16 protein-coding genes are annotated in these 21,710 nt (G+C 34.9%); all 16 read right to left on the bottom strand.

Annotated features, from left to right (window positions below; genetic code table 11):
* Positions 1-52: 52 nt before the first annotated feature.
* Positions 53-838 carry a hypothetical protein gene (locus AVL50_RS18755; protein WP_062618020.1) on the bottom strand — a complete coding sequence of 262 codons (786 nt, stop codon included), beginning with the start codon at positions 836-838 and terminating at the stop codon, positions 53-55.
* A gap of 100 nt (positions 839-938) precedes the next feature.
* Positions 939-1,532 carry an RDD family protein gene (locus AVL50_RS18750; RefSeq protein WP_172826881.1) on the bottom strand — a complete coding sequence of 198 codons (594 nt, stop codon included), beginning with the start codon at positions 1,530-1,532 and terminating at the stop codon, positions 939-941.
* A 142-nt stretch (positions 1,533-1,674) separates the two neighbouring features.
* On the bottom strand, positions 1,675-2,331 hold the full coding sequence (locus AVL50_RS18745) for a hypothetical protein (RefSeq protein ID WP_062618018.1): 657 nt from the start codon (positions 2,329-2,331) through the stop codon (positions 1,675-1,677).
* A 190-nt stretch (positions 2,332-2,521) separates the two neighbouring features.
* The gene (locus tag AVL50_RS18740) at positions 2,522-3,181 is read right to left on the bottom strand and encodes a hypothetical protein (RefSeq protein WP_157491440.1); all 660 of its coding nucleotides are present in this window, start codon (positions 3,179-3,181) and stop codon (positions 2,522-2,524) included.
* A 1,010-nt stretch (positions 3,182-4,191) separates the two neighbouring features.
* Entirely contained in the window at positions 4,192-4,788 is a 597-nt protein-coding gene (locus AVL50_RS18735) for a hypothetical protein (RefSeq protein WP_062618016.1), read from the bottom strand.
* Positions 4,789-4,880: 92 nt separating this feature from the next.
* A complete protein-coding gene (locus tag AVL50_RS18730) occupies positions 4,881-5,468 on the bottom strand; it encodes a hypothetical protein (RefSeq protein WP_157491439.1) in 588 nt (195 codons plus the stop codon).
* Between the two features lie 20 nt (positions 5,469-5,488).
* A complete protein-coding gene (locus AVL50_RS18725) occupies positions 5,489-6,451 on the bottom strand; it encodes a C45 family autoproteolytic acyltransferase/hydolase (protein ID WP_062618014.1) in 963 nt (320 codons plus the stop codon).
* Between the two features lie 136 nt (positions 6,452-6,587).
* Positions 6,588-8,381: a DUF262 domain-containing protein gene (locus AVL50_RS18720; protein ID WP_062618013.1), complete on the bottom strand. Its 1,794-nt coding sequence runs from the start codon at positions 8,379-8,381 to the stop codon at positions 6,588-6,590.
* A gap of 423 nt (positions 8,382-8,804) precedes the next feature.
* Entirely contained in the window at positions 8,805-9,374 is a 570-nt protein-coding gene (locus AVL50_RS18715; protein WP_062618012.1) for a helix-turn-helix domain-containing protein, read from the bottom strand.
* A 201-nt stretch (positions 9,375-9,575) separates the two neighbouring features.
* A complete protein-coding gene (locus tag AVL50_RS18710; RefSeq protein WP_062618011.1) occupies positions 9,576-10,010 on the bottom strand; it encodes a hypothetical protein in 435 nt (144 codons plus the stop codon).
* A 280-nt stretch (positions 10,011-10,290) separates the two neighbouring features.
* On the bottom strand, positions 10,291-10,764 hold the full coding sequence (locus AVL50_RS18705; RefSeq protein WP_062618010.1) for a hypothetical protein: 474 nt from the start codon (positions 10,762-10,764) through the stop codon (positions 10,291-10,293).
* A gap of 495 nt (positions 10,765-11,259) precedes the next feature.
* Positions 11,260-12,162, bottom strand: coding sequence for a DUF1735 domain-containing protein (locus AVL50_RS18700; RefSeq protein ID WP_172826880.1), 903 nt, complete (start codon positions 12,160-12,162; stop codon positions 11,260-11,262).
* Between the two features lie 11 nt (positions 12,163-12,173).
* A complete protein-coding gene (locus AVL50_RS18695) occupies positions 12,174-13,871 on the bottom strand; it encodes a RagB/SusD family nutrient uptake outer membrane protein (RefSeq protein ID WP_062618008.1) in 1,698 nt (565 codons plus the stop codon).
* A gap of 13 nt (positions 13,872-13,884) precedes the next feature.
* A complete protein-coding gene (locus AVL50_RS18690) occupies positions 13,885-16,734 on the bottom strand; it encodes a SusC/RagA family TonB-linked outer membrane protein (protein ID WP_082795917.1) in 2,850 nt (949 codons plus the stop codon).
* A 7-nt stretch (positions 16,735-16,741) separates the two neighbouring features.
* A complete protein-coding gene (locus AVL50_RS18685) occupies positions 16,742-18,472 on the bottom strand; it encodes a RagB/SusD family nutrient uptake outer membrane protein (RefSeq protein ID WP_062618006.1) in 1,731 nt (576 codons plus the stop codon).
* Positions 18,473-18,481: 9 nt separating this feature from the next.
* Positions 18,482-21,580, bottom strand: coding sequence for a TonB-dependent receptor (locus AVL50_RS18680; protein ID WP_062618005.1), 3,099 nt, complete (start codon positions 21,578-21,580; stop codon positions 18,482-18,484).
* Positions 21,581-21,710: the final 130 nt, after the last annotated feature.

Here is a 21,710-nt window from a genome sequence, read left to right as displayed (position 1 = left end):
AGTACTTAGTTATTAATTTCAACTTTATGCCTCAATGTTAGCTTTGTAACTTTTACTCATAGAATTGATATTCGAATTGTTCAAGTATATTCCCTTTTGTCTTTAGGAGTAACCCGTTGTCATCGTAGAAATACTCAACTGTTTCCATTTCTTTACCATTATCAAAGCGTGCATAGCTTTTTACTAGTCCATTTTCAAGCTCATATTCAAAGCTGTAATTCCACTCGCTTTTCTTACCACTACTCATTTCCCATCCATAAAACTTTGCTTTGTGATTCGGGATTAAATATTCTGTAAAACTTATTCGATACAATTCACCATTTCTATACAATGCTCTTTCTTGAATTTTACCGTTATTTTTAAAGTTATCTATAAAATCTAGCGTCCCATCTGGATTATATTTCGTTATCTTAATCAATTCGTCACTTTCGTAAACCAAATCATATTTTGAAACTTCCAATTGTGGCTTATTATTAATATCTCCAAGAAGCATATTAGGATTTATACCCATTTTCTTAAGACTTTTGATTTCCTTTTTATCTGGCTCTCCGTATTTTATGCTGTCAACGATACTTTCAAGTTGACCATTGCTACCATATTGATAATGAGTAGTTTTATCCGTTGCTCCTAGATTCATTTTGACTTGATATTTGGTCAATCTTCCTTCTTTGTCATAATAAGTTATTACTCCAAGTTTTTTATTTGTTCCCATATACCATTTTCTAAGCTTTACATTATTAGTTTTATAAATACTATCGGCTTGGTAGGTTCCTTTCTCCTGTGCAATTACTGACGACAATGTCAATACGCATATAACTAAGATTAAAAAATTCTTCATGATTATTGTGATAATTTATATTGCATAACATAAATGTTAAACGTTGGCCATAAGGTATGTCAACCAATTTCTAGAAGTAGTAAATGTTACCAACCTCCATCTATATTTCCTTTTCATTTTCCAACATAATCTTTTTAAGACGCTCAATTTCTTCTTTCTCAACCAAATATGTGTTAGAATATTTTTCATACCAATGATAACCAGATTTATCACGATCAGGGAAAAATTGTTCTAATGAAAATATTTTTATCACATTTCTTAAAATAATTGATTTATTAGTGGGTCTCTCTAAATTTTCATTGATAAGCTGAGTAGAAAATAAATATTGAGATAATGTTTTACCAAAAAATATTTCTGAAATTATATAAAGGATTGGAAAACTAAAGAGGTAAAAAAAGAAGTAATGTCTAATTACTAAAAGGCAGTTTTCTATCAAAGATGTTTTAATCCCATATTCTTCGATTAAACTGTGTTCTCCCCACATAAAAAAATAGGGTAATGTAAATAATGATATTACAATAGTAAAAAATGCATAATCAATGCTATTATGAAGATGTCGTTTTACTTTCGGAATTGTTTCTATTTTCACAGGATATTCCCACAATTCCTGATAAGCCTCTCTATTTCCATAAGGGTCTCTACGATATCTTGTTAAATATTTTTCTTCAGTATAATCGAAAATGGATTTTTTCATTAGTATTTGCTTTTTAGTATTTATCATTGGTAAAATAATGGCTAAGCTATGTGAAAAGGTATGTCACCTGATCCTTTGAATCTTAGCTGTTCTTCTATTGTTTCTTATTACCCGATTCTTCTTTGAAAATTAATAATACACTTTAATAGTAAGTATAATTTCGTTGTAATTGATCTGATTTACCTCTTAATGTGTTACCGTCATAATATCCTTCTTTCCAAGAAATAGGATTTTTAAAGTGATCAAGCTCATATTCAGAAAGTATCTTATCAATACCTGTATTACATTCTATCTTTACAAGAAGGCCATTATCATATTCATAGTTACAATTTCTAATTGTGGAATCTTCAAAAGAAAAATCTTCTTTGTGGCTGATTTTATTATGCTTATAATAGAACTTAGTTTGTGAGTATAATTTCCCAGAATAATATGAATTATAAATTGCTGGCAAACTATTTTTAGTTTTTTCCATAATTACATAACCATTGAATAAACTATCGTAATCATATGTGCCAAAATAGGATAAATTATTCTCAGGATTAAGTTTGTGTTTATCATAAGTCATTTCAACTTTTCCATCTTTAAAAACTAATATTTTCTCCAGCTCATGATTTTTACTGTAATAATAATTTGTGCTGTCAGTTTCATAACTTTTTGATGAAATAGAAATAATTTTGATGTTCCCATTTAAAAATTCTATTTCATTTACATGATATGGTATTTTATCTGAATCTGAACAGCTTGATAAAATAACAAGATGAAAAATAAAATAGATAAAACTTCTTATACTTTTATGCATATGATTGAAAATGTACTTATTGTGGCTAACGATTAGCTATATTCAGTGGGAATTAGAAAGTACTAACTTCTCGTTTCGAACATAGCATTGCCTTGATTTTAAATTAAATCCTGGGGTGGACTTTCCAAGTTAAGACTCCTTCAAAACTTGAAAAACCCCATTCATTTATAGTGTACTTATTATAAATCGTTTACATTTGATTAAAAACTCCCTCGTATTCAACTGGAAATACTACTTCATATGTCCAATCGTCAGGAGCAGTATTCAATCTTTTTGTGATTAGCACATGATCCAAAAGATCTTCGTTAGCGAGTTCATTCTTTACCGTCTTGATTGCTTGTTCCCAATTATCAATAAAGAAAAGCATGTTTCCTCCTGCACCCATGTCTCCAGCAAACCATTCACCTTGGTGCTTTTGTTTTAATGCCAAGTCAATTTTGTCTTCCATTTCTTGACGAAAGTTCAAAAAACCAAAAGCTTCAATTTCACTCATTCCAGAATCAGGTACGATCTGAATAAACATTACATCCCTCTCGTTCATAAGTTGGTGAGTATACCCATCGCGTTTATAAGCTTTTTGAATTGAGTCTTTGTTTTTGATTTCAGTTGTTGATATGAATTCTTGATGGGTAATGGCGTAATCGCCCATCCAAATTTTTCCTAATTTCAAAAGTTGTTTTCCGTCGTTGCTAATAATTCTTGCAATCTGTAAGGTATCGGTATCAATCCTGTAGAGAGAAGTTAAAATCTCAGCATTATGGTTTTGAAAGTTCAGAAGCCTTTTTTCGTTCGGCTTATAGCTACATCCGATAATAACGGTAATTAAAAAGATACTTAGAAGGTTTTTCATTTTGCGAGTATGATCCACAACATTTAATAAACACCACGTTCTCATTACCCCAGTAATGTGAGAATGAAGTATATTCATTAATAAAATAGTTTACTAAGATTAAGGTAATAAACAACTATTAAAGATTCAAAGATTTTCCTACTTTGAATCGCTTAATTGTTCGGACAATATTTTGAATAATGGTAATTAGAGCATCATACATCACTTCAAATAATCCATTTTCAAAAGAATAACTTTTATTATAAACTGTGTACTATATTTCATAGTTATTTATTGTATAAATACTACCTACTCTTGTGGATCTATTTGGTTCTTCATATAATTCAAGTCCATTTGAAGGAGTATAAACACAACAATTTTCTAATGTTTCAGAAACAATTATTCCCTTTCGAAAACCATTCGCGGATGTATTTTGGATAAAAAACAGAGAGAAAATAATAGAAATTATAAGTCTAATCATTTTGCTTTAAGATCTTTAAAAGATAATACAAACTATAATACAGAGTAACTAAACTACGAGGAAGGTTGCTTCACATTTTAACAATCTTAGTTTGTTTAACCTAACGTTTAATGTGAAATGCATTTTTACATATTATTGGCACCTGTTTTTATTAATTCAATCTTTCCTGTTTTGTTGTTAAAAACCATTTGCTGAACAGTGATTCCCATCATTACTTTTTCATCCTTAAGAACATCGAGACATTCATTGGCATTGGTAGGTTTTCTCCTCTGTTCGTGGTGTCAAGCCATAAGGCGTCACTACGAACTTGACTTTTGTTTAAGTTTGTAACTTATAACAACACACATTTTTTCAAGTATTTCACCGATAGCTTTATTAAAGTTATAAGTCACAGACTTAAACTATGCTATAGTTCTCAGTGACGCCTTTCGGCTTGACACGCAGAACAGTGGGAAGAATAATACGTTAATGTATCTTTTCATTATCAACTTAATTGTATACAACATTCCGTATAATTGCCAGTAACGAAGCAGTCGCAAGTTATGGTCAATTACACCTTGTTTTGTGCTTTTTTTAATTTTATTTCTATTTGCTCAATATCTTCTCTGGCTTCTTTAATTGTTGAGATGTTATTTAAGTCTTTATAAACTTTCAAAGCTTTTGTTTTATGGCCATCTAAAATAAGTTGAATTACTTTATTGGTTATTGCAACATTGCCTAAATCCACATCATCTCTTCCAAATTTCCTTAACCCAACATTCGGAAATTTTGGTTGCCAATCTCCCCAATCTAATTCACGAAATCCATCTCCCCATATTTCTTGATCTTTACTACAAACATATCGCAATGTGCTATTGTAAATAAGGAATTCACAATCAATACATTTATTAGGCACGAAAATTTCTATACCCGTTTTTGACACTTTAATCACTTTAGGTTCAGTATTGCCTTCGATACCACAGCTACCATAGTCCAATCTTAAGTAATCTTCAGCTAATTCTTCTGCTCTTAAACATTCTCCTTCAAATAGGAATTCACAACTCAAACATTTATTCGGCAAAGCTGAAATTGATCCCATAATTTGCTTTTTCTTTGAAGGGCTTTTATCGCCTCGAATTTCACATTTTGGAAATGATTTTCGATACATTTTATTTTATTAATTCTCTTAATAGCTAAACTACGACCAGCGAGTGTGTCACATGATGGATGGAGGTTAGCTATTGTTATGCATAAGTTCGTTTAATAAGGAAAAATTTGTACTAGTAATTGGCTATTATTTTTCCATTTTATCCAGCCATAAGTTACGTCCATTTCTTCTGTAACCATGGGATCACAATCCTTCGAAAAATAGATATTCATCCAATTTTCATTACCAATAGATTTAATCTCTTTTACGTTAAGGTATTCTCTCGAACATGAATATCTAATTTTAGAATTGCCATCTGGTTCATTTAAAATTGGGTTATTATTTGGTGATATTCTTTTGACTGAACAATTCTTTAACATTTCAGATAATTCAATAAATTCGAATTGATCATTTATTGGAATATACCCTTTCTTATTTTCTCCAATATAAATCTCATAATAACTATCTGTAATTCTAATACATGAAAAATGTAATAAACCATAGTCAGGTTTATAAAAATATGCTTCAACATTTTTGGATTCAACCGTCATTTCCCTATTATCATAGACTTTTGGCATCATGCGTCCATGATATTCATAACTTTTTGTATCATAAACAAAGCCTATTCCAAGAGGTGGTTTTTGGCCAAATAATAGAGTACACTGTATTAATATAAAAAATAAGAGTAATAATTTTTTCATGAGATTTATAATATTGTTTATTAAACGTTAGCACCTGTTTTTATTAATTCAATCTTTCCAGTTTTGTTGTTAAAGACCATTTGCTGAACGGTGATTCCCATCATTACTTTTTCGTCCTTAAGAACATCGAGACATTCATTGGCATTGGTAGGTTTTTTGGCACCTACAAGTTCACGTGCCCTATCATATCTTCCGCAAGATGTGGCTTGGAGTTCAGATTCGCCACCATTTCCATTTTCAATTAATTTGTAATCGTTAGTGACACAGACAATTCCATTATCCGGACCTCTTGTCGCAGACCTTTTTGGTGTTCTTTCAATGACAACCATTTCGGACGATGTTTTTCCCGATAATAGTAGGAGACAGTCGCTAGCAATAGTTGTTTTTTCTAATGTCTTTTTTGCCTCGCTGTAGGAGTTAGCTTTGTCTAAGACATCTCGAAGAAGGAAAGATACAGGCATTGCAATTTCTGCAGCATCTTTGCTAAGGACAGCGTTCAGTGTTACAGAAAATTTACCAGGCTTTGTGCCCGATAAAGCACCAATGAATCCAACCCATCCAACTGTTTTAAATATGGTTCTACCATTTCGCTGATAGTCGAATATTTTAGATTGACTACTTAAGAGGTTATTGTCAGTCCACCAATCTAAATTCCTTGAGTGAAGGACAGCTCCATCTGTTTCAAAGGCAAAGGCCGTGCAACCAAGGTAGAATTTCAATATATCGTAGTATAGATTTGCAATCAAAATCTCGTTACTGGAAAACTTCGAAATGGAGGATATAAATTCGATTTCTTCCATGTAGTCTGCGGAGATGACTGCTCTTTTGTAGTCTTCAATGTTCTCAAAGATGAAATCAGCTCCTTCAAAATCATTTAAATAGCACTGAAGTAATTCATCGACTTCACTTTTATAGTCGATAAGGAAGCTCCATCGTTGTTTTGGTGGCAAGTCAAGATTGATTATATGTTCAGTTTGTTTCATTTGTCAATTGTTATTAACGGTTAGTATATTAAAAGTAGGCGATTTTGAAGCACTTCACTTTCAGTTAAGCACAAACTTTGACACGAGCCACAAACCTTTATTTTACTACTGGTTCGCCTATTTTTTATATACATTGTTAGCCCACGCTTTCTTTTTCTTCTTCAAGTTCTTTTTCCTTTGTATCAATTACGTCTATGTTAATTCCACTAAGCTGTTTTTTCAATTCTTCTATAACAAGTTCTACCCGTTCTTCCATAAATTGGTCAAGAGCATTTGATGGCATTTTGTCCATTCTTGCCCAAGTCAGGATTTGTTTTGGAAGCAGATGAGAGTCGATAACGCTTTCAAAATTTGGATTTTGGTCGTACTCCTTGATGTATTCTAAAGGATTTTTGTCACTAATCTCCAAGTTTGTCAACTGTGTGAGATATGCAATATTCATCAAGCTGTTATTGTCAAGCTGATTGTCTGCTCTGTTGTTTGAGATATAGTTTGTCGGGAAAATATGATGAAGATTAGGCTTGTCAGTTGAAAAGAAAAAATTGTCAACGTTTACGTTTCTATCTGTGTACTTCCAGTCTTTTGGGCATTTATGAGAGTAGAGAGATAGAATTGCTCTTGAAATTCGTCCTTTTGAACTGTATGATGATTTTCTCAAAGTATCTTTGTCGATAAGGAATCTACCAAATCGTTGCTCGTTATCGTACTTTTCTCCATTCAAAAGACTTATGTGTTGATTTATGTCTCCTGTGTTGCTTAGTAAATCGTCTCTATGTAATGAGTTGAACCAAAAATATTTTTTCAAAAAGTCATAGTTCGGTGTATTGTTCTTGTAGAAGTAGTTTGCAATCGTCAGATAGAAATAGCGATATGGAATAAGTTGTGGTCCTTTTAAGTTTAAGGTGTTTTCAAAGAAATCAAACGTTTTAAGAATTGCCTTTTTTGCTGAATCCCAAATGTTTTCTATTTGTTCCGTCTTGATGTCGTTCAAATATCTTTTTGTTATGTTATGGATACCTGAATTCTCAACGTTCTCACGAATTAGAATGGCAATTATTTGTAGGTAGTCAAAATCGTCAACTTGTAAGTAACTGCTGTTATTAACTTTTTTGAAATTATCAATTAGGTCTCTTAAATAAAAGCCTTTATCAGTTTCAGATTTTGGCCTGAATGTTTTTGCAACGACAATATCAAAGATATCAAGAGGTTTGCCTGCTTGGTTTATTCGCTCAAATATTTGGCATACTTCTGCTACTTTAATACCCTTTAACTCTATAAATGAAATACGGTAGTTACTTAGGACTTGCTGAACCCTTCTAAGTTCTACCCAATAAGGATGGTTGTATTGTTGAGCAACATCTGGATGATTGACAATTTTTTGTTGTACTGTCTCAAAATTTTGCTTGACTTCAAGGAGTTTGATAATAAGTCCTTCATCATATTTTTTCTTTCTTCCAATATTCCTTTTGAAACTGCCGTTTCGGTCGTCAATTTCGTTCCAATAAAGGAATCTCTTTTTGTAACTTTCGTCATCAGTCTCGTCTTCGCTTTCAATCGTCAGGTCAATGTATAGTGAAGGGTTGAAACTATCACGACCTTCTATTTCACCACCGTAAAGAGAAGTTAAAAGTGAAGTGGTTCTTTGCTGTCCGTCAAGTAGATATTGATATTCACTTCTCGTAAAATGTTCGTCAGCTATTTTATGTCCTCCAATTTGTCGATGGTTTTGGAGTTTTAAATCTGTTTTCCAAACTAAGATGCTTCCAAGAGGATAGAACTTGTAAATACTGTCCCATAGCTTTTTCACATTTTCTTCTTCCCAAACTACGTCTCTTTGGAAAGTTGGAATTTGATAATTCTGATTTTTCAGTTCATCAAGGTAGGTTGTGATTCCCTTGTCAGTTGGTTTTATTCTGTCGGTAAAGTTCATTCTTTATCGTTTCTTTTAATGTGGCCTAATATTAGACAAACACAATGGCGTTTATCCCCAAAAATTTCACGGACATACGCCATATGGTATATATCCATTAATAAAAACACTCCCAACTTCCCATTGAAAATCAGTTTGCTAGTAGATTGTTGAAAGATGATTTGAATTTACATGTTTATGTATTACAAAACAAGAATTGATTTTTTTGAATCAACCAATCGACGTTCAAAAAATATTTTTTCCAAAACAATTCGTGAGCAAATGCAAATTATCTCTTCAAGCTCGATTAGTTGTTGATTTTTGATGTGATTTCGGAAAATTTGGGCATAAAAAAGTCCCTGAAGAGGGATCTTGTGAAAAATTGTGGAGTGAAGTGAGGAGAAATTGATGAGTTGAGTTGAATTTTAATGAAAAATGAATGGATTAGACGCACTTCTTCTGTTCCAATACAGGGATTGGGTTCTTCCAGATTTTGAATTGTGGTTGATCTTTGATCAGTTCACGCATCCAATAATATTTGGGACCGGGTTGTTCTTTCTGTGTTCTGAGGTGTTGGAGATGTTCCATCCAAAGGTCGTAGTATTCCCAATCGTCTTGATGATGATGATACTTTTTACCGATGCGATAGGCATACCATTTTTTGAGGTAGACAGCATCGTAGTTCTTGCCTTTAAATTTTAGATCGTAGTACTGATCAGAGTACCAATAGATGTATTTTCTTTCGGCATAAAGCTCGTAATCTTTTTTCCTCCTTGGATGATGTATGAATGGGTTTTTCTTTTTGGAGCCGGCGTATTTTTTTCGTGCTAAAAATAATTTGTGTGCATACTCGGCATCGTACTTTTTGGTTTTTGGATTGGTATTTCTTTTTAACTCACGATAGATCGTAGACGGGGACACCTCTAAACCTTCCGCAATTTCTGCTACTGTAAATCTTTTGTTTTCAATAAGACGTTGGATGACTTTTCTATGATAAAGTTGAAGGTTTTTCATGAGATTCGTTAAACAGTCAGTTTTATTAATTCGTTAAGCTCTTTCAATGTAATACGAATCGATTAAGAATCAAATCATTTGTGAAGGTTTTTGCCTTCATTCATAGAACCATAATTGAAATTATGGATTTTTGTTTTGTTGATCTATTGATTTTAAGATAGAATGAAGTTCTTAACGTAGGTTACAAACATATTCTTATGATTACAATTGATCATAATAGTCTTCTAATAATAATTGTTCATTTACTTCAATGAGACTGTCTTTAATATAATTTACACTATCGTCAATTGAATCTTCTAAGTACACAAAGAATATACTTTCGTTCTTGATCAAATAATAATACCAATCTGGATAACCTAAATCAAAAAGAACCTTCGATTGAAATTTTTTACTTATACTCTTCAAAAAAGGAATCATCTTTTCTCTTCCTTTCAGTTCATTGGTGACCACTAACTGCAATTGTGTTCTGAATCCTTCTTCTTCGTAACACAATTGATAAAAAATTGTCTCCTTATTATACTCCCCTACAGCTTCTAAATGCATTAATGAATTATTTTTAAAGGATTGAGTTAGGAATATGATAATTTGCTCTTCAGGAATGAAGTGCTCTATATAGATTTGAAAGTTGTTATCCATTTTGAAATTTACTCTGATTCATACAATTATATTCCATGCAGATCTACCATTATGAAATGATCCTACTCTGTTCGTGGTGTCAAGCCGAAAGGCGTAACTGCGAACTTGATTTTGTTTAAGTTTGTAACTTATAACAACACACATTTTTTCAAGTATTTCCCGATAGTTTTATAAAGTTATAAGTCACAGACTTAAACTATGCTATAGTTCTCAGTGACGCCTTTCGGCTTGACACGAAGAACAGTGGGAATAATTCTGTTGAGGGACTAGTGATTTATTCTTAAAATAACACACCAAACTCTCTAAAATCAAACCATTCATCTATCATAAAAGATATTGAAGAGATTTCTCCTTCATATACTGAAAAATCGGTTGGATATTCAGCTCCATCTGTTAAGTCAAATGTAATTCCCATTTTTTTTGAAATCATAAGGTTATCTTCTCTGAAACGATCAACATCCTTATCTTCTTTCTTTATATATCCATATAACTGTTTTGAGTCAAACCCACTTATGTTATCATCAAAAATATGAATAATTTGTAAGGAGAAATCATAAAATACAATATGAATTAATTCATCATCTTTATTGTAAACAAGATTAAAATTTAAGTTATCGTAAACTTCAAATTCTTTTATTAGGAAATCCGGTCTTCCAATTTTTTCATAGATTTCATTTTTCTTTGATTTAAACTTTAATTCTATATCAAGCTCTTCAAAATAAATTTTATCCTTTAAGTAAATTTTATAATTCATAGTCTGGTAAATTGAACTTAGGACTGTTGATGATGCAATTATTAAATAGATATTTGATCATTGTTTTCCTCTGCACATAATTTGCTTTGCTACTTGTAGTAATACTTTAAAAATTTGAATTTAAATAATATCTTTTGAAATACAAATTGTAGCTTTTAGTCATTAACTACCACAATTTCAAACACAAAAAAAGTGACACCATTTTAAAAAACAGTATCACTTTTGACATAATCACTAGGGAGGAAGTAAACGAGAGATTCTTGCACCATAGTTAAAACTATGGACAGGTGATAGGGCAACCTAATCAAGACTAAAGTCTTGAAGGTTGGCAACGGAAACAACACTTTAGTGTTGTTGGAGTCAATATCGCTAGCCCATGACTTCAGTCATGGTGCACGTAATTATTGTTCCATTTCTTTTGAATAAAAAGAAAAACTACTTTACGAACCATAATTCTTCCCTCTTAATTCTTAACTCTCACCTCTTACCTCACTTTTAGTCCCAAAGTTCTAATGATAGTTCTTTGTTTCTGAAGGTTAACGTATCTGAGACAAAGTGCGTTCTATCATTTAATTGATATTTATATTTTAAGTACACTTTTTGATCCTCTTTGACATAACGGGAAGAGATATTTTCCACGTCTTGAATTTCTGAATCGGAGGTACTTTGAAGGTCAATGACTCCGCTTTCAAAGTTCATGTTCAAGCTTAAACGTGAAGTAAAACGAATTCCTGAAAGTCCATTGGTAATTACTTCAGTTGCTCCAACTGTCGCTAAGTTCCAGGTTGTATTTTTTACCATGTCTTGTTGGCTATTCACAATTACTTCGTCTAATTCTCCGCTTGCTGTAAAGGCTGAATCTACTCCGTGATGATACCAAACGGCATCTAACGTATGAATATATTTGATCACTGGAATCATGTAATCCATTGGCTCAATGCCTTTCAAATCATCACCGGTTAAAACGGAATCAGTAGTTGACGACATGATTCTGATAGGCAATGCGTAGTTTCTGATCAAACTTTTGGGGTCTTCAAGAAATCTTGCAGAGTCTAAAACGACATCAATTAAGCCGTTGAATTCTCCTTCCTGAATCCACATTTCGTTGTCATTGCTTAAGGTGTAGTATTCTGATGGAAGCAGTTCAAATGCTGTACCGTCTAAAAGCGCGGTATCAATAGCATACTTGATCACTTCTGTTTTGTTGTTTTCTCTTTTTCCTCCTAAAACAACGCCCATTTTAAATTGTAACCCCTCTCCTGCGATCACAGTTCTCACTGGTTTCTGGTAAGGAAAGTAAGCCGTAGAGTAATCGTAATCTGTCAGGTAGTTGTTATAACTTTCGCAACTTGTCAGCAAGAATAGCGCTGCCATTAAAGTATAAAATAATCTCTTCATAATTCTTTCATTTACCATCCTTTGTTCTGAATAATAGCCTCTCCTTTAAGCACTTCACGATACGGAATTGGACCGTAAATCATGTGGCTTTGGTAAGTTCTATCTTCAACATGAATCTTTTGATAGGAAGTTGTCAGTGTGTTTTGATCTTTATTTATTTCAATTCCATTTACGGGTGCATTGATTCTATCCAAGTCATAATTCCAACGACGGACATCATAAAAACGATGGTTTTCAAACGCCAGTTCAATTCTTCTTTCATTATGAATAAATGTTCTGAAAGCCTCTCTGCCAGCTATTGTGTTGAGGTATTCATCTGAATCAATCTGCGCTCTCTGACGTACCACCTGAATTGCTTCTTTTGCTGTCATTCTACCAAATGGAGGTACTGTGTTAGGACCTGCTATTTCATTTGCCGCTTCTGCGTAATTTAAATACGCTTCTACTTTTCTGAATAATGCAATGTAATGACGACCGATTGTGATGGTACCAGGGGTAAGGCTTACATTAGGATTAACAAATTTCTTGAGGTAATAACCCGTTCTGGTCGCGTAATCGTTGACTTGAATGTGATCTTCACCACCTACATGTGTAGCAATAGTTGTGCCTTTATAAGCAGTTCCATCGTGAATAATTGTCGCATAAAAACGAACGTCTCTTCCTGCATAAGGCTGGTCTGGATCATATCCGGAATTGGGGTGATCAATAGGATAACCATTGGCCATTGGAAAAGCATCCACCAGCTCTTGGGAAGGGTTTGTAAATCCTTGGCCGTTGAGTGATGGAGGAAAGTTTTTTCTTTCCAAATCATTGTTGTTGGCGTATCTACGCATGATAGGCTCCCCCACACGGTCATCAAAATAAATATCATTGTTCCAAGCTGGTAAACCGCCCATCAGATCTATCAGTTTCTGACTTTCATATACAGCTCTACCCCAAGCTTCTTGCTCAGTCAGGGCATCATTTTTATCATTGAAAGCAGGACTCGCCGCATAAAGTGACACTACTGAACGAAGTGCCTGTGCCGCCATTTGCGAAGCTCTACCCACATTGGATTCTCCAAAATCAACATCATCACCTGTGTATTCCAAAGGTAAATTCTCTATCGCAATCTCTGTATCTTTCAAGATTTGTGCTACAACCTCTTCATAAGTATTTCTTGGCAACACTGTAGTGTTAGAAACGTTGCTTGTGATGACTGGAATACCTAAAATTCTTTCATTTATCGCTTTTCCACCGTGCCTTTTTAAGATGTTGAAGTGGTAATAGGCTCTTAAGAAGTGAGCCTCACCGTACAAACGTTTTTTATAATTGGCATTTCTAAGTGAATCCGAAATAAAGTAATCTACATCAAAGCCTTTTTGAAGGAAATCATTGATGTTTCGAATCACTTCATATGAACCGGACCAATCTCCGATGGGGTTACTTGAAGGGTTCCATCCACCCGCAGCCATTCTTCTTACAGAAGATTCAATTTGTCTTGTCACTGCATTATCTGTAGCACAATCCAAAATATCGTTTCCATACGTGGTGTACACGGACGGCAACCCTTGGTAAGCAGAAAGTAATACGCCCTCTGCTGTACTTGGATGAGACCAAATTTCGTCTTCAGTTCTATTATTATCTCTCTCTAGCTCAAGATAGTTGGAACACGCTGATGTTGATAATCCAATGATCAAGCTGAGCACTATGTATTTTATTTTTTTCATATCATTACATCATTTAAAATTTGAAATGAGCACCCAAAGTCACACTTCTCATAATCGGGAAATTCGTAATTCCTGTGTTTGGTCGTTCAGGGTCCAAGTTCTTATTGCTAATGGTAGTGAACTCATAAAGGTTATTTCCTCTCAATGTAAAAGTGGATTCAATTCCTGCCATTTTCTGAACAACCTTAGCAGGCATAGTATAGCTTAGCTCCACACTTTTAATTCTAAAGAAATTGCCTTTCTCTAACCAGAAATCAGAATTTTGGAAGTTATTAGTCGACTGTGCAGTAGTTAAGGCAGGATACGTTGCTTCACTTGCAGTAGCTTCTGTCCATGCGCCTCTTGCAATCTCTGAGTAGTTCATCAATCCATCAAACTGATAGTAAAGACTATTGTTGTTGATATAATGCCCTGCCAAGCCTGAACCATGCACAAACAGGTTAAAATTCTTGTAACCCACATTCAACTGAATTCCATAAGTTATTGTAGGATCTGTTGTGCCAAGGTACGTTTTATCATCCTCATCAATGACTCCATCATTGTTCAAATCAGTATATCTTAAATCGCCAGGTCTAACGGCTCCAAATGTCTGTCTTGTTGCGCCCGCAATATCATTTGCATTTTGGAAAAAGCCTTTGTTTCTGTAACCGTACACATTACCAATGGGCATTCCTTTTTGACTTAAGTAATTCTCATCGAAATTATACTCTAGCACATCGTCCCATTTTGTTTGCTGATACATGAAATTAGAGGAGAAACCAACATGCCAAGCACCAAGTTGTTTCATATAAGAAACCATCACTTCTAATCCGTTGCTTAATGTTGAATTATAATTCATCATCATTTGATTGCCACCTAAATAGTCAGGATAAAAATCATCCATCGCAACAGGCATATCTTTGCGGGCATTTCTGAAAACGTTGGCTTCCACATAGATTTTATTAAATAAAGCCAGTTCCGTTCCTAGATTAAATTCAATGGATTTTTCGTATTCCAAATCTTCATTACCATAGGGTGTTGGTTTCCACACAGGATATCTGTTGTTGTTGGTTGGGCCAAATCTAGCATCTCCATCTTCACCATAACGAAGTACTTCGCTGTAATAGTTTAATGAATTATTGTGGGCCAATACACCTGCAGAACCTTTTAATTTTAAGTAAGTCAACACATCATTGTTTTTAAGAAAAGTCTCGTTGGAAACAATCCAACCTAAACCGCCCGAGTAAGTCCACATCGATTGATTTTGGTTCTGCAGTGTATTAGAAGCCACAAGTACAGAAGATCCTTCAATTACATACTTCTTATTGTACATATAATTGGCTGTCAAACCTGTATGCAAGTGTTTGTGCACTTGGAAACTTTGGCTGTCAGAAGTACCTTGAAGGTATCCAACTCCTGTTACCAACACATGGTGCTTGTCGTTAAATTCTCTATCATAATTAATAGAACCGTAGAAAGTATTGCTGTAATAGTCACTTGATGCTTTTCTTTGCTGATCATCAGCTTTCAATCCAGAATTAACCAATTGTAATTGATATCCTTCTTCCTCCCCTGGCATCACTACAGCATAACTGTTATACCCTTCATTCTTACCATATTTGAACATTGAATTATAATCAATGGAAGCATATACGTCAGCTGATAATCCTTCTACGTAATCATTGAAATCAAAGTCAAGACCTATTCTTGTTTGGATATTTCTATCGTTCTGAATATCATAACCGCCATAATTCATCTGACCATAGATATTTTGGGGGTGATGCAGACTAGCACCTAATACCGTATTCTCTCTTGAATCTCCTTCTTGAATGAAAATAGGATACTCCAATGCTCTTGTAGAGGCCAAGTCAGTATAAAAATCACCCGTAGACATTGCCGGTTTATTTCTGAACTCTGCTCTACCCGCTACATCTGTTTTTAAAGTAGCCCAATGTGACAACTCAATATCCACATTTGCTCTCATATTGAAACGCTCGTATGTAGTCTGAAATCCTGACGCTTCCAATCCTCCATCACCTGTATACCCTAAGTGAGCAAAGAACTTCGCTTTTTTTGTTCCTCCTTGGAAGTTAAGGTACCCTTTTTGGTATTGAGCAGACTCTTTTAATGCAAAACTTCTGTAATCTACATTAGGATATAAAAGCGGATCAGTACCGTTTCTATAAGCCGCTATTTGTTGTTCACTGTAAAAAGCAGGAAGACCATCGTTTAAGCGTGCTTGATTGTAATATTGAGCGTATTCATCTGCACTCAAAAACTCAGGGTTACTTGTCGGTGTTTTCATACCTATTTCAAATCCACCGCTAATTTTCAAACCACTTGATTCTCCCCTTTTGGTTGTAATCAAAATTACACCATTCGCTGCTCTAGATCCATAAAGAATCTTAGACGTTGCATCTCTTAAAACCACAATTTTATCAATTTCCTCTGGGTTCAAATCCTGCCAAGGTCTATCAATTCCATCCACTAAAACCAATGGACTATTGTTTGCATTTCTATCCTTACCCCTTACGGTGATAGACGCACCTCCACCTCCTGGCACATTGGCATTTGTGGTTACTTGCAGACCCAATATTCTACCTTGCAGTGTATTCGAAAGGTTCAACTCATTAGAAGTAGAAAGGTCATCACCATGAATGCCATTGGCTACTCCAATAAACTGCTCCTTAGAAAGCGTTCTGTAAGTGGTTTTGACGTCATCATTACTATTTGCTTTCAACGTTTTTTTAAATCTTGCTGTGCCTTCAGATGGCACTTTTAGAGGCTCTTTTAAAAGCACTTCTTCTTGTGCATGAATATTGGTTCCCATTAAAAACAAGAGGGAAACAAAAGTCCATTTATATATTTTGTTCGTATAATTCATAACTTAATTACCATCCTGGATTTTGAGTGAAATTTTCATTTTTACTTACTTCCTCCAATGGAATAGGGTACCAGTAATTTCTTTCTGAGAAGTTTCTCGCATTCAAAATCTCTGGATATTCATAAGAATAATTATCCCCATCTTTGGTAATGATTACTTTTCGGATAGAACGGTAATCCTGCGCCGCTGTTTTCCATCTGCGTGAGTCAAACCAGCGATGCCCTTCAAAACAAAGCTCCACTGCCCTCTCATTGCGTATTCTTTGTCTGAATGCATCTTTGCTTGCTGTATACTTCGCATTAACATCAGGCATACCTACTCTATTTCTAATAATATTAATCGCTTGAACAGCTGACATTCCTGTTTCTGGTGCTACGGCTGTTGGGCCATATACTTCATTGGCTGCTTCTGCAAAATCAAGATAGATCTGAGCATATCGGATAAACACCCATGGCATATAGTGCATATCATATCTGTTTTCCCACCTGTTGTTGCCCTCTGGCCAGTATTTTTTCACAAAATAGCCCGTTAAAGATCTTTGGTTGATAGGCAACTGGTCTTCTCTACCTCCTGTATAAGTTTCAATGTATAATTGTGTATCACCATTTTTACCCCAAGGAGCTCCATCATAGAGGATATTGTTGTAAAATCTTGGGTCACGATTTTCATAAGGGTTGTTACTGTCAAAACCTGAATCAGGATCATCAATTGGCAAACCGTTGCTCATCTCGTATCTATCCACGGTATTTTGAGTAGGACCTGTTGTAGCATTGGCCCCACCATATGATTGAGGGATAAAATGATTTCTTACATCTTGTGCAGATCTAATGCCTGTATGTCTCCAAAAAATAAACTCTGAATTGGCAGGCTCAAACTCACTGTAAAAAATATCTCTATAGTTATTGCCACTCATCAACTGAATACCAAATTCGCCAGCATTTTTAAATAGCTCGCCTTGTGTGACCATGGCTTGTTGCAATAACTCTGTATTATAAACTGCACCACCGCCTGCATCTTGTTGCATCAAAGGAGAAGCCATATACAATTGAATCATTCCTTTAAGTCCTAATGCAGCGCCTTTTGTCACACGGCCCAACTGATTCAACTCCCATTGAGTGGGCAGTAATTCATAAGCCATATCCAAGTCTTCAATACAGTCTTGGGCACTTTCAACAAAGTTTCTTCTTGGAAGGTTGAAATCGGTATCAGGAGTAAAAGAAGCCTTCATTTCCGGCATGCCTCCCCAACGAATCAACACTTGAAAATAATGCCAAGCTCTCATAAAATAGGCTTGCCCCAATAGCTCATCAATCTGCTGAGGAGTAGCATCTTCCAGCATTTCAATTCTTTCTATTGTGATATTGGCCGTACGGATGGCTTGAAAACTGTTGGCAATGACAGGAGAGCGTGAACCTACTCCATGTGAACTCATCTCCCAACCTACTTCAGTATTTGTTGAATTGCCGGGTTTAGAGTAAAAACCTCCGGCATTCATATCATTCTGGGCTGTCCAGTTTGAATTGTTCTCTGTTTCATCACTGAAACTACCTGAATCAAAACGGCGGCGCCAGTCAAAGTAATCATCGAGGTAAGCATACAGTTTATCATTGAATGCTCTGTATGACTCATAATTGGTAAACACTTCAGACTCTGTCACACCTTGATCCGGTGAACGGTCTAAAAATCTTTCGCAAGAAAGAAAACCAATTGCCAATAAAAATATTATAATTCTTTTCATTTCCTTTTCTTATAAACCAATGCGTAAACCAAGATTAAATCTTCTCACAAGAGGATAAGCCGCGTTAGAGTTGGCAGGATCAAGTCTATCATCAAAATCAGTGATTGTGAACAGGTTGTTTCCTGATGCGTAGATATAGATGTTTCTATAGAAGTCATTTGATTTTCCTCTCAAATTGTAACCCATTTCCAAGTTTTTCAAACGCCAGTACGACGCATCTTGCCATTTGTATTCGGTAGAATTGTTGTTATGCTGTGTATTTTGGAAGTGAAGTGTTGGGTTGGCGTTTGGATTTTCTGCATTCCAAGTGTTGGCATGGAATTGATCCAATACATAAAAACCTTTTGAGAAACCCCACATCATATCGTCTGAGATATTTGCATAGTTGCCACTTACACCATAGAACAATGCAGAGATTGAAAACCCTTTATAATTTAATGAAAGGTTGACACCATAAGTTTGTGTTGGCACATCTAAGCCTTTCAACACCGTCTGATCGTTGATATCAACACTACCATCACCATTAAAATCAATGTATTTGATATCACCTGGAATTGGATTTCCACCTAAGTTTGAATTAGGAGAGTTATAAATGTCATCCCAATCTTGATATAAACCATCTGTTACATATCCTTTTTTCCATCCGATTGGCTTTCCTGCATCTTTTTGAGAATCTGGCAATAAGGCAGGGTCATCTCTATTGATGATCTTACTTTCGTTCATAGAGAAGTTTGGAGCAATTCCAATTTTCAAATGGTCTCCTACTGTGAAATCATAACTTAAGGCTACTTCAAAACCTCTTGATCTTACCTCTCCAATGTTAGCATAAGGGTTTTCCGGGAAACCTGACCAAGCTGGAATGTTTCTTCTTTCCATCAAGATGTCATAACGATACTCATTGAATAGATCTACTGTCAGTTTCCAGTTCTTTAAAACTGTAGCTTCAAAACCTAAGTTTTGCTTTACTGCTTTCTCCCAAGTTGCATTCTCATTTGGGATTCTTCCTTCATAATAATGCGGTGCCCAGTTTCTTGGATCTTGACCTAGTCTCCAGTTGATATTTCCGTCTTGGTAATACTCTCCAAAGTAAAGATGTCTTGTATTATTGTTGATATGAGAACGGCCAACTGTACCATAAGAATAACGTACTTTAGCACTGTTCAACCAATCCATTTTCTTAAATAAATTCTCTTCTGAAATGACCCAACCTAATGCAAACGACGGGAAAACACCAAACCTTTGTCCTGGAGCAAAGTTGTCTGATCCGTTGACACCTACATTGACCTCAGCCATATATTTCATACGGTAGTCATAAGTTACTCTACCCGCCCAGTTTTCTTCATAGAACGGGAAAGAAACATCTGGTGAATTAATTCTTCTCGAGAAAAGTAATAAACCTGTCACAGAGTGATCTCCAAACGTTCTATTGTAACGAGAAGAAAATTCATACAACATCGTTTTTCTAAACCAACCGTATTCCCAGTTATCAATTGTTACGGTCTGTTCAATAAAGTTAGCATCAGGGTAGCGTACTTGATTTTCAGCATCAGGCGTTGGATAATGAAATAATACTCTATCTTTTATAATGGATTTATTGAACTCTGTATACGTATCAAAAGCAATCTTCGCTCTGAAAGTTAAGCCTTTTGTTATGAAGTCTAATTTTTGATCCAATTGCAAGTTTGTAAACAGCTCCGAACGTCTCGTCTGTCCACTACCCGATTCGTTTAATATTGACAAGGGGTTATCCGCTCCGTTTGGATCAATACCACCATAAGTACCATTTTCAAATCTAGCAGGATATAGATAAGAAGGTGTTCTGTAGATTTTCTTAAAGAATTCACCTTTTTGATAGTCGCTAGATTTTACCTCTTCTGGACTTGAGTATCTTTTCTGGTTACCAGAGATACCAAAGTCTACGCTTGTTGTATTTGTTACTTTGAACTTCAAGTTTGTTCTGAAGTTCAATCGGTCGTTGGTAAAACTAGGATCATAATCTTGATGAGGCTGAGAATTCAATACATCCGTTTCTTTAAGATAACCTACAGATGTAAAGTATTTAATTTTCTTTGTTCCTCCAGAAATATTGAAGTTCGTTTTTGATTGATATCCTGTACCAACAACCTCGTCCCACCAGTCTACTTCCGGGTATCTTTCTAAATCTCTATTTGGGTCTTCCCAGTTTCTAATGTAACTCTCAGGAATCATCTGATCCCAAAGACCGTCATTGGCCAATGCCTGATTTGATAATCTGAAAGTGCTGGGCATATCTAACCTTGAAGATGTATTCATTGGTGTTTTAATACCAACTTCTTGAGAAATGTTGATTCTCGTCTTTTCTTCTGAACCTTGCTTTGAAGTAACCAAAATCACACCGTTGGCACCTTTTACACCAAATACGGCTGTTGCAGAAGCATCTTTCAATACAGAGATTGATTCTACTTCATTGGGGTCAATATCATTAAAACTTCTTTCCACACCATCCACTAGAATGAGTGGTGAGTTATCATTCCATGACGATCTCCCACGGATCAAGATCTGGGCTTCGTTCTGACCAGGTTCTGAAGTAGACTCCATTACAGTCATACCTGCCACTCTACCTGTTAGAGCACTTGTCATGTTAGTAGCTCCACCAGATTCTAATAATTGTTCTGTGGGAGTGGTTTCAATGGCCCCAACAATACTTTGCTTTTTCTGTACACCATAACCCACTACCACTACTTCTTCCAGTAGTTCCTCGTCTAATGACAAAACGATATCGATTACAGATTGTGTACCGACTACAACTTCTTTACTCTTATAACCGATAAAAGAGTAGACTAATACATCATTAGAATTGACTGACAGTTTATAAGAACCATCAAAATGAGTAATTGTTCCTTTCGTAGTTCCTTTAACAAGGATAGACACACCCGGCAAAGATTCTCCCGTATCATCTTTTACAACTCCAGAAACAACAATGTTTTCCTGAAGTTCTTGAAGAGTTTTTTCATCAGCCTCTGAATTGGCAAGAGTATCGATATTAAATAGCAGCGTAAATGTCAGATACAGTATGCTTATTCGAGTAATGCTGTGAGTTACTCTAAAATGAGTAAACTTCTTGTGCATAATTTTAAAAAATATTAAAGTGTTCTTATTGAGAATAGAACCAATTCTATTTCATTTCATTACAAAACAACGGCTTTAAAGGGAGTACAATCCCCTAATTTTTCATTAAAAAAGGGGGAAAAACTAATAA

The organism is Flammeovirga sp. SJP92, from assembly GCF_001583495.1.
Taxonomy (GTDB): Bacteria; Bacteroidota; Bacteroidia; order Cytophagales; family Flammeovirgaceae; genus Flammeovirga.
The sequence above is the reverse complement of the archived record's forward strand: the minus strand, read 5'-3'. Positions and strand labels throughout refer to the sequence as shown.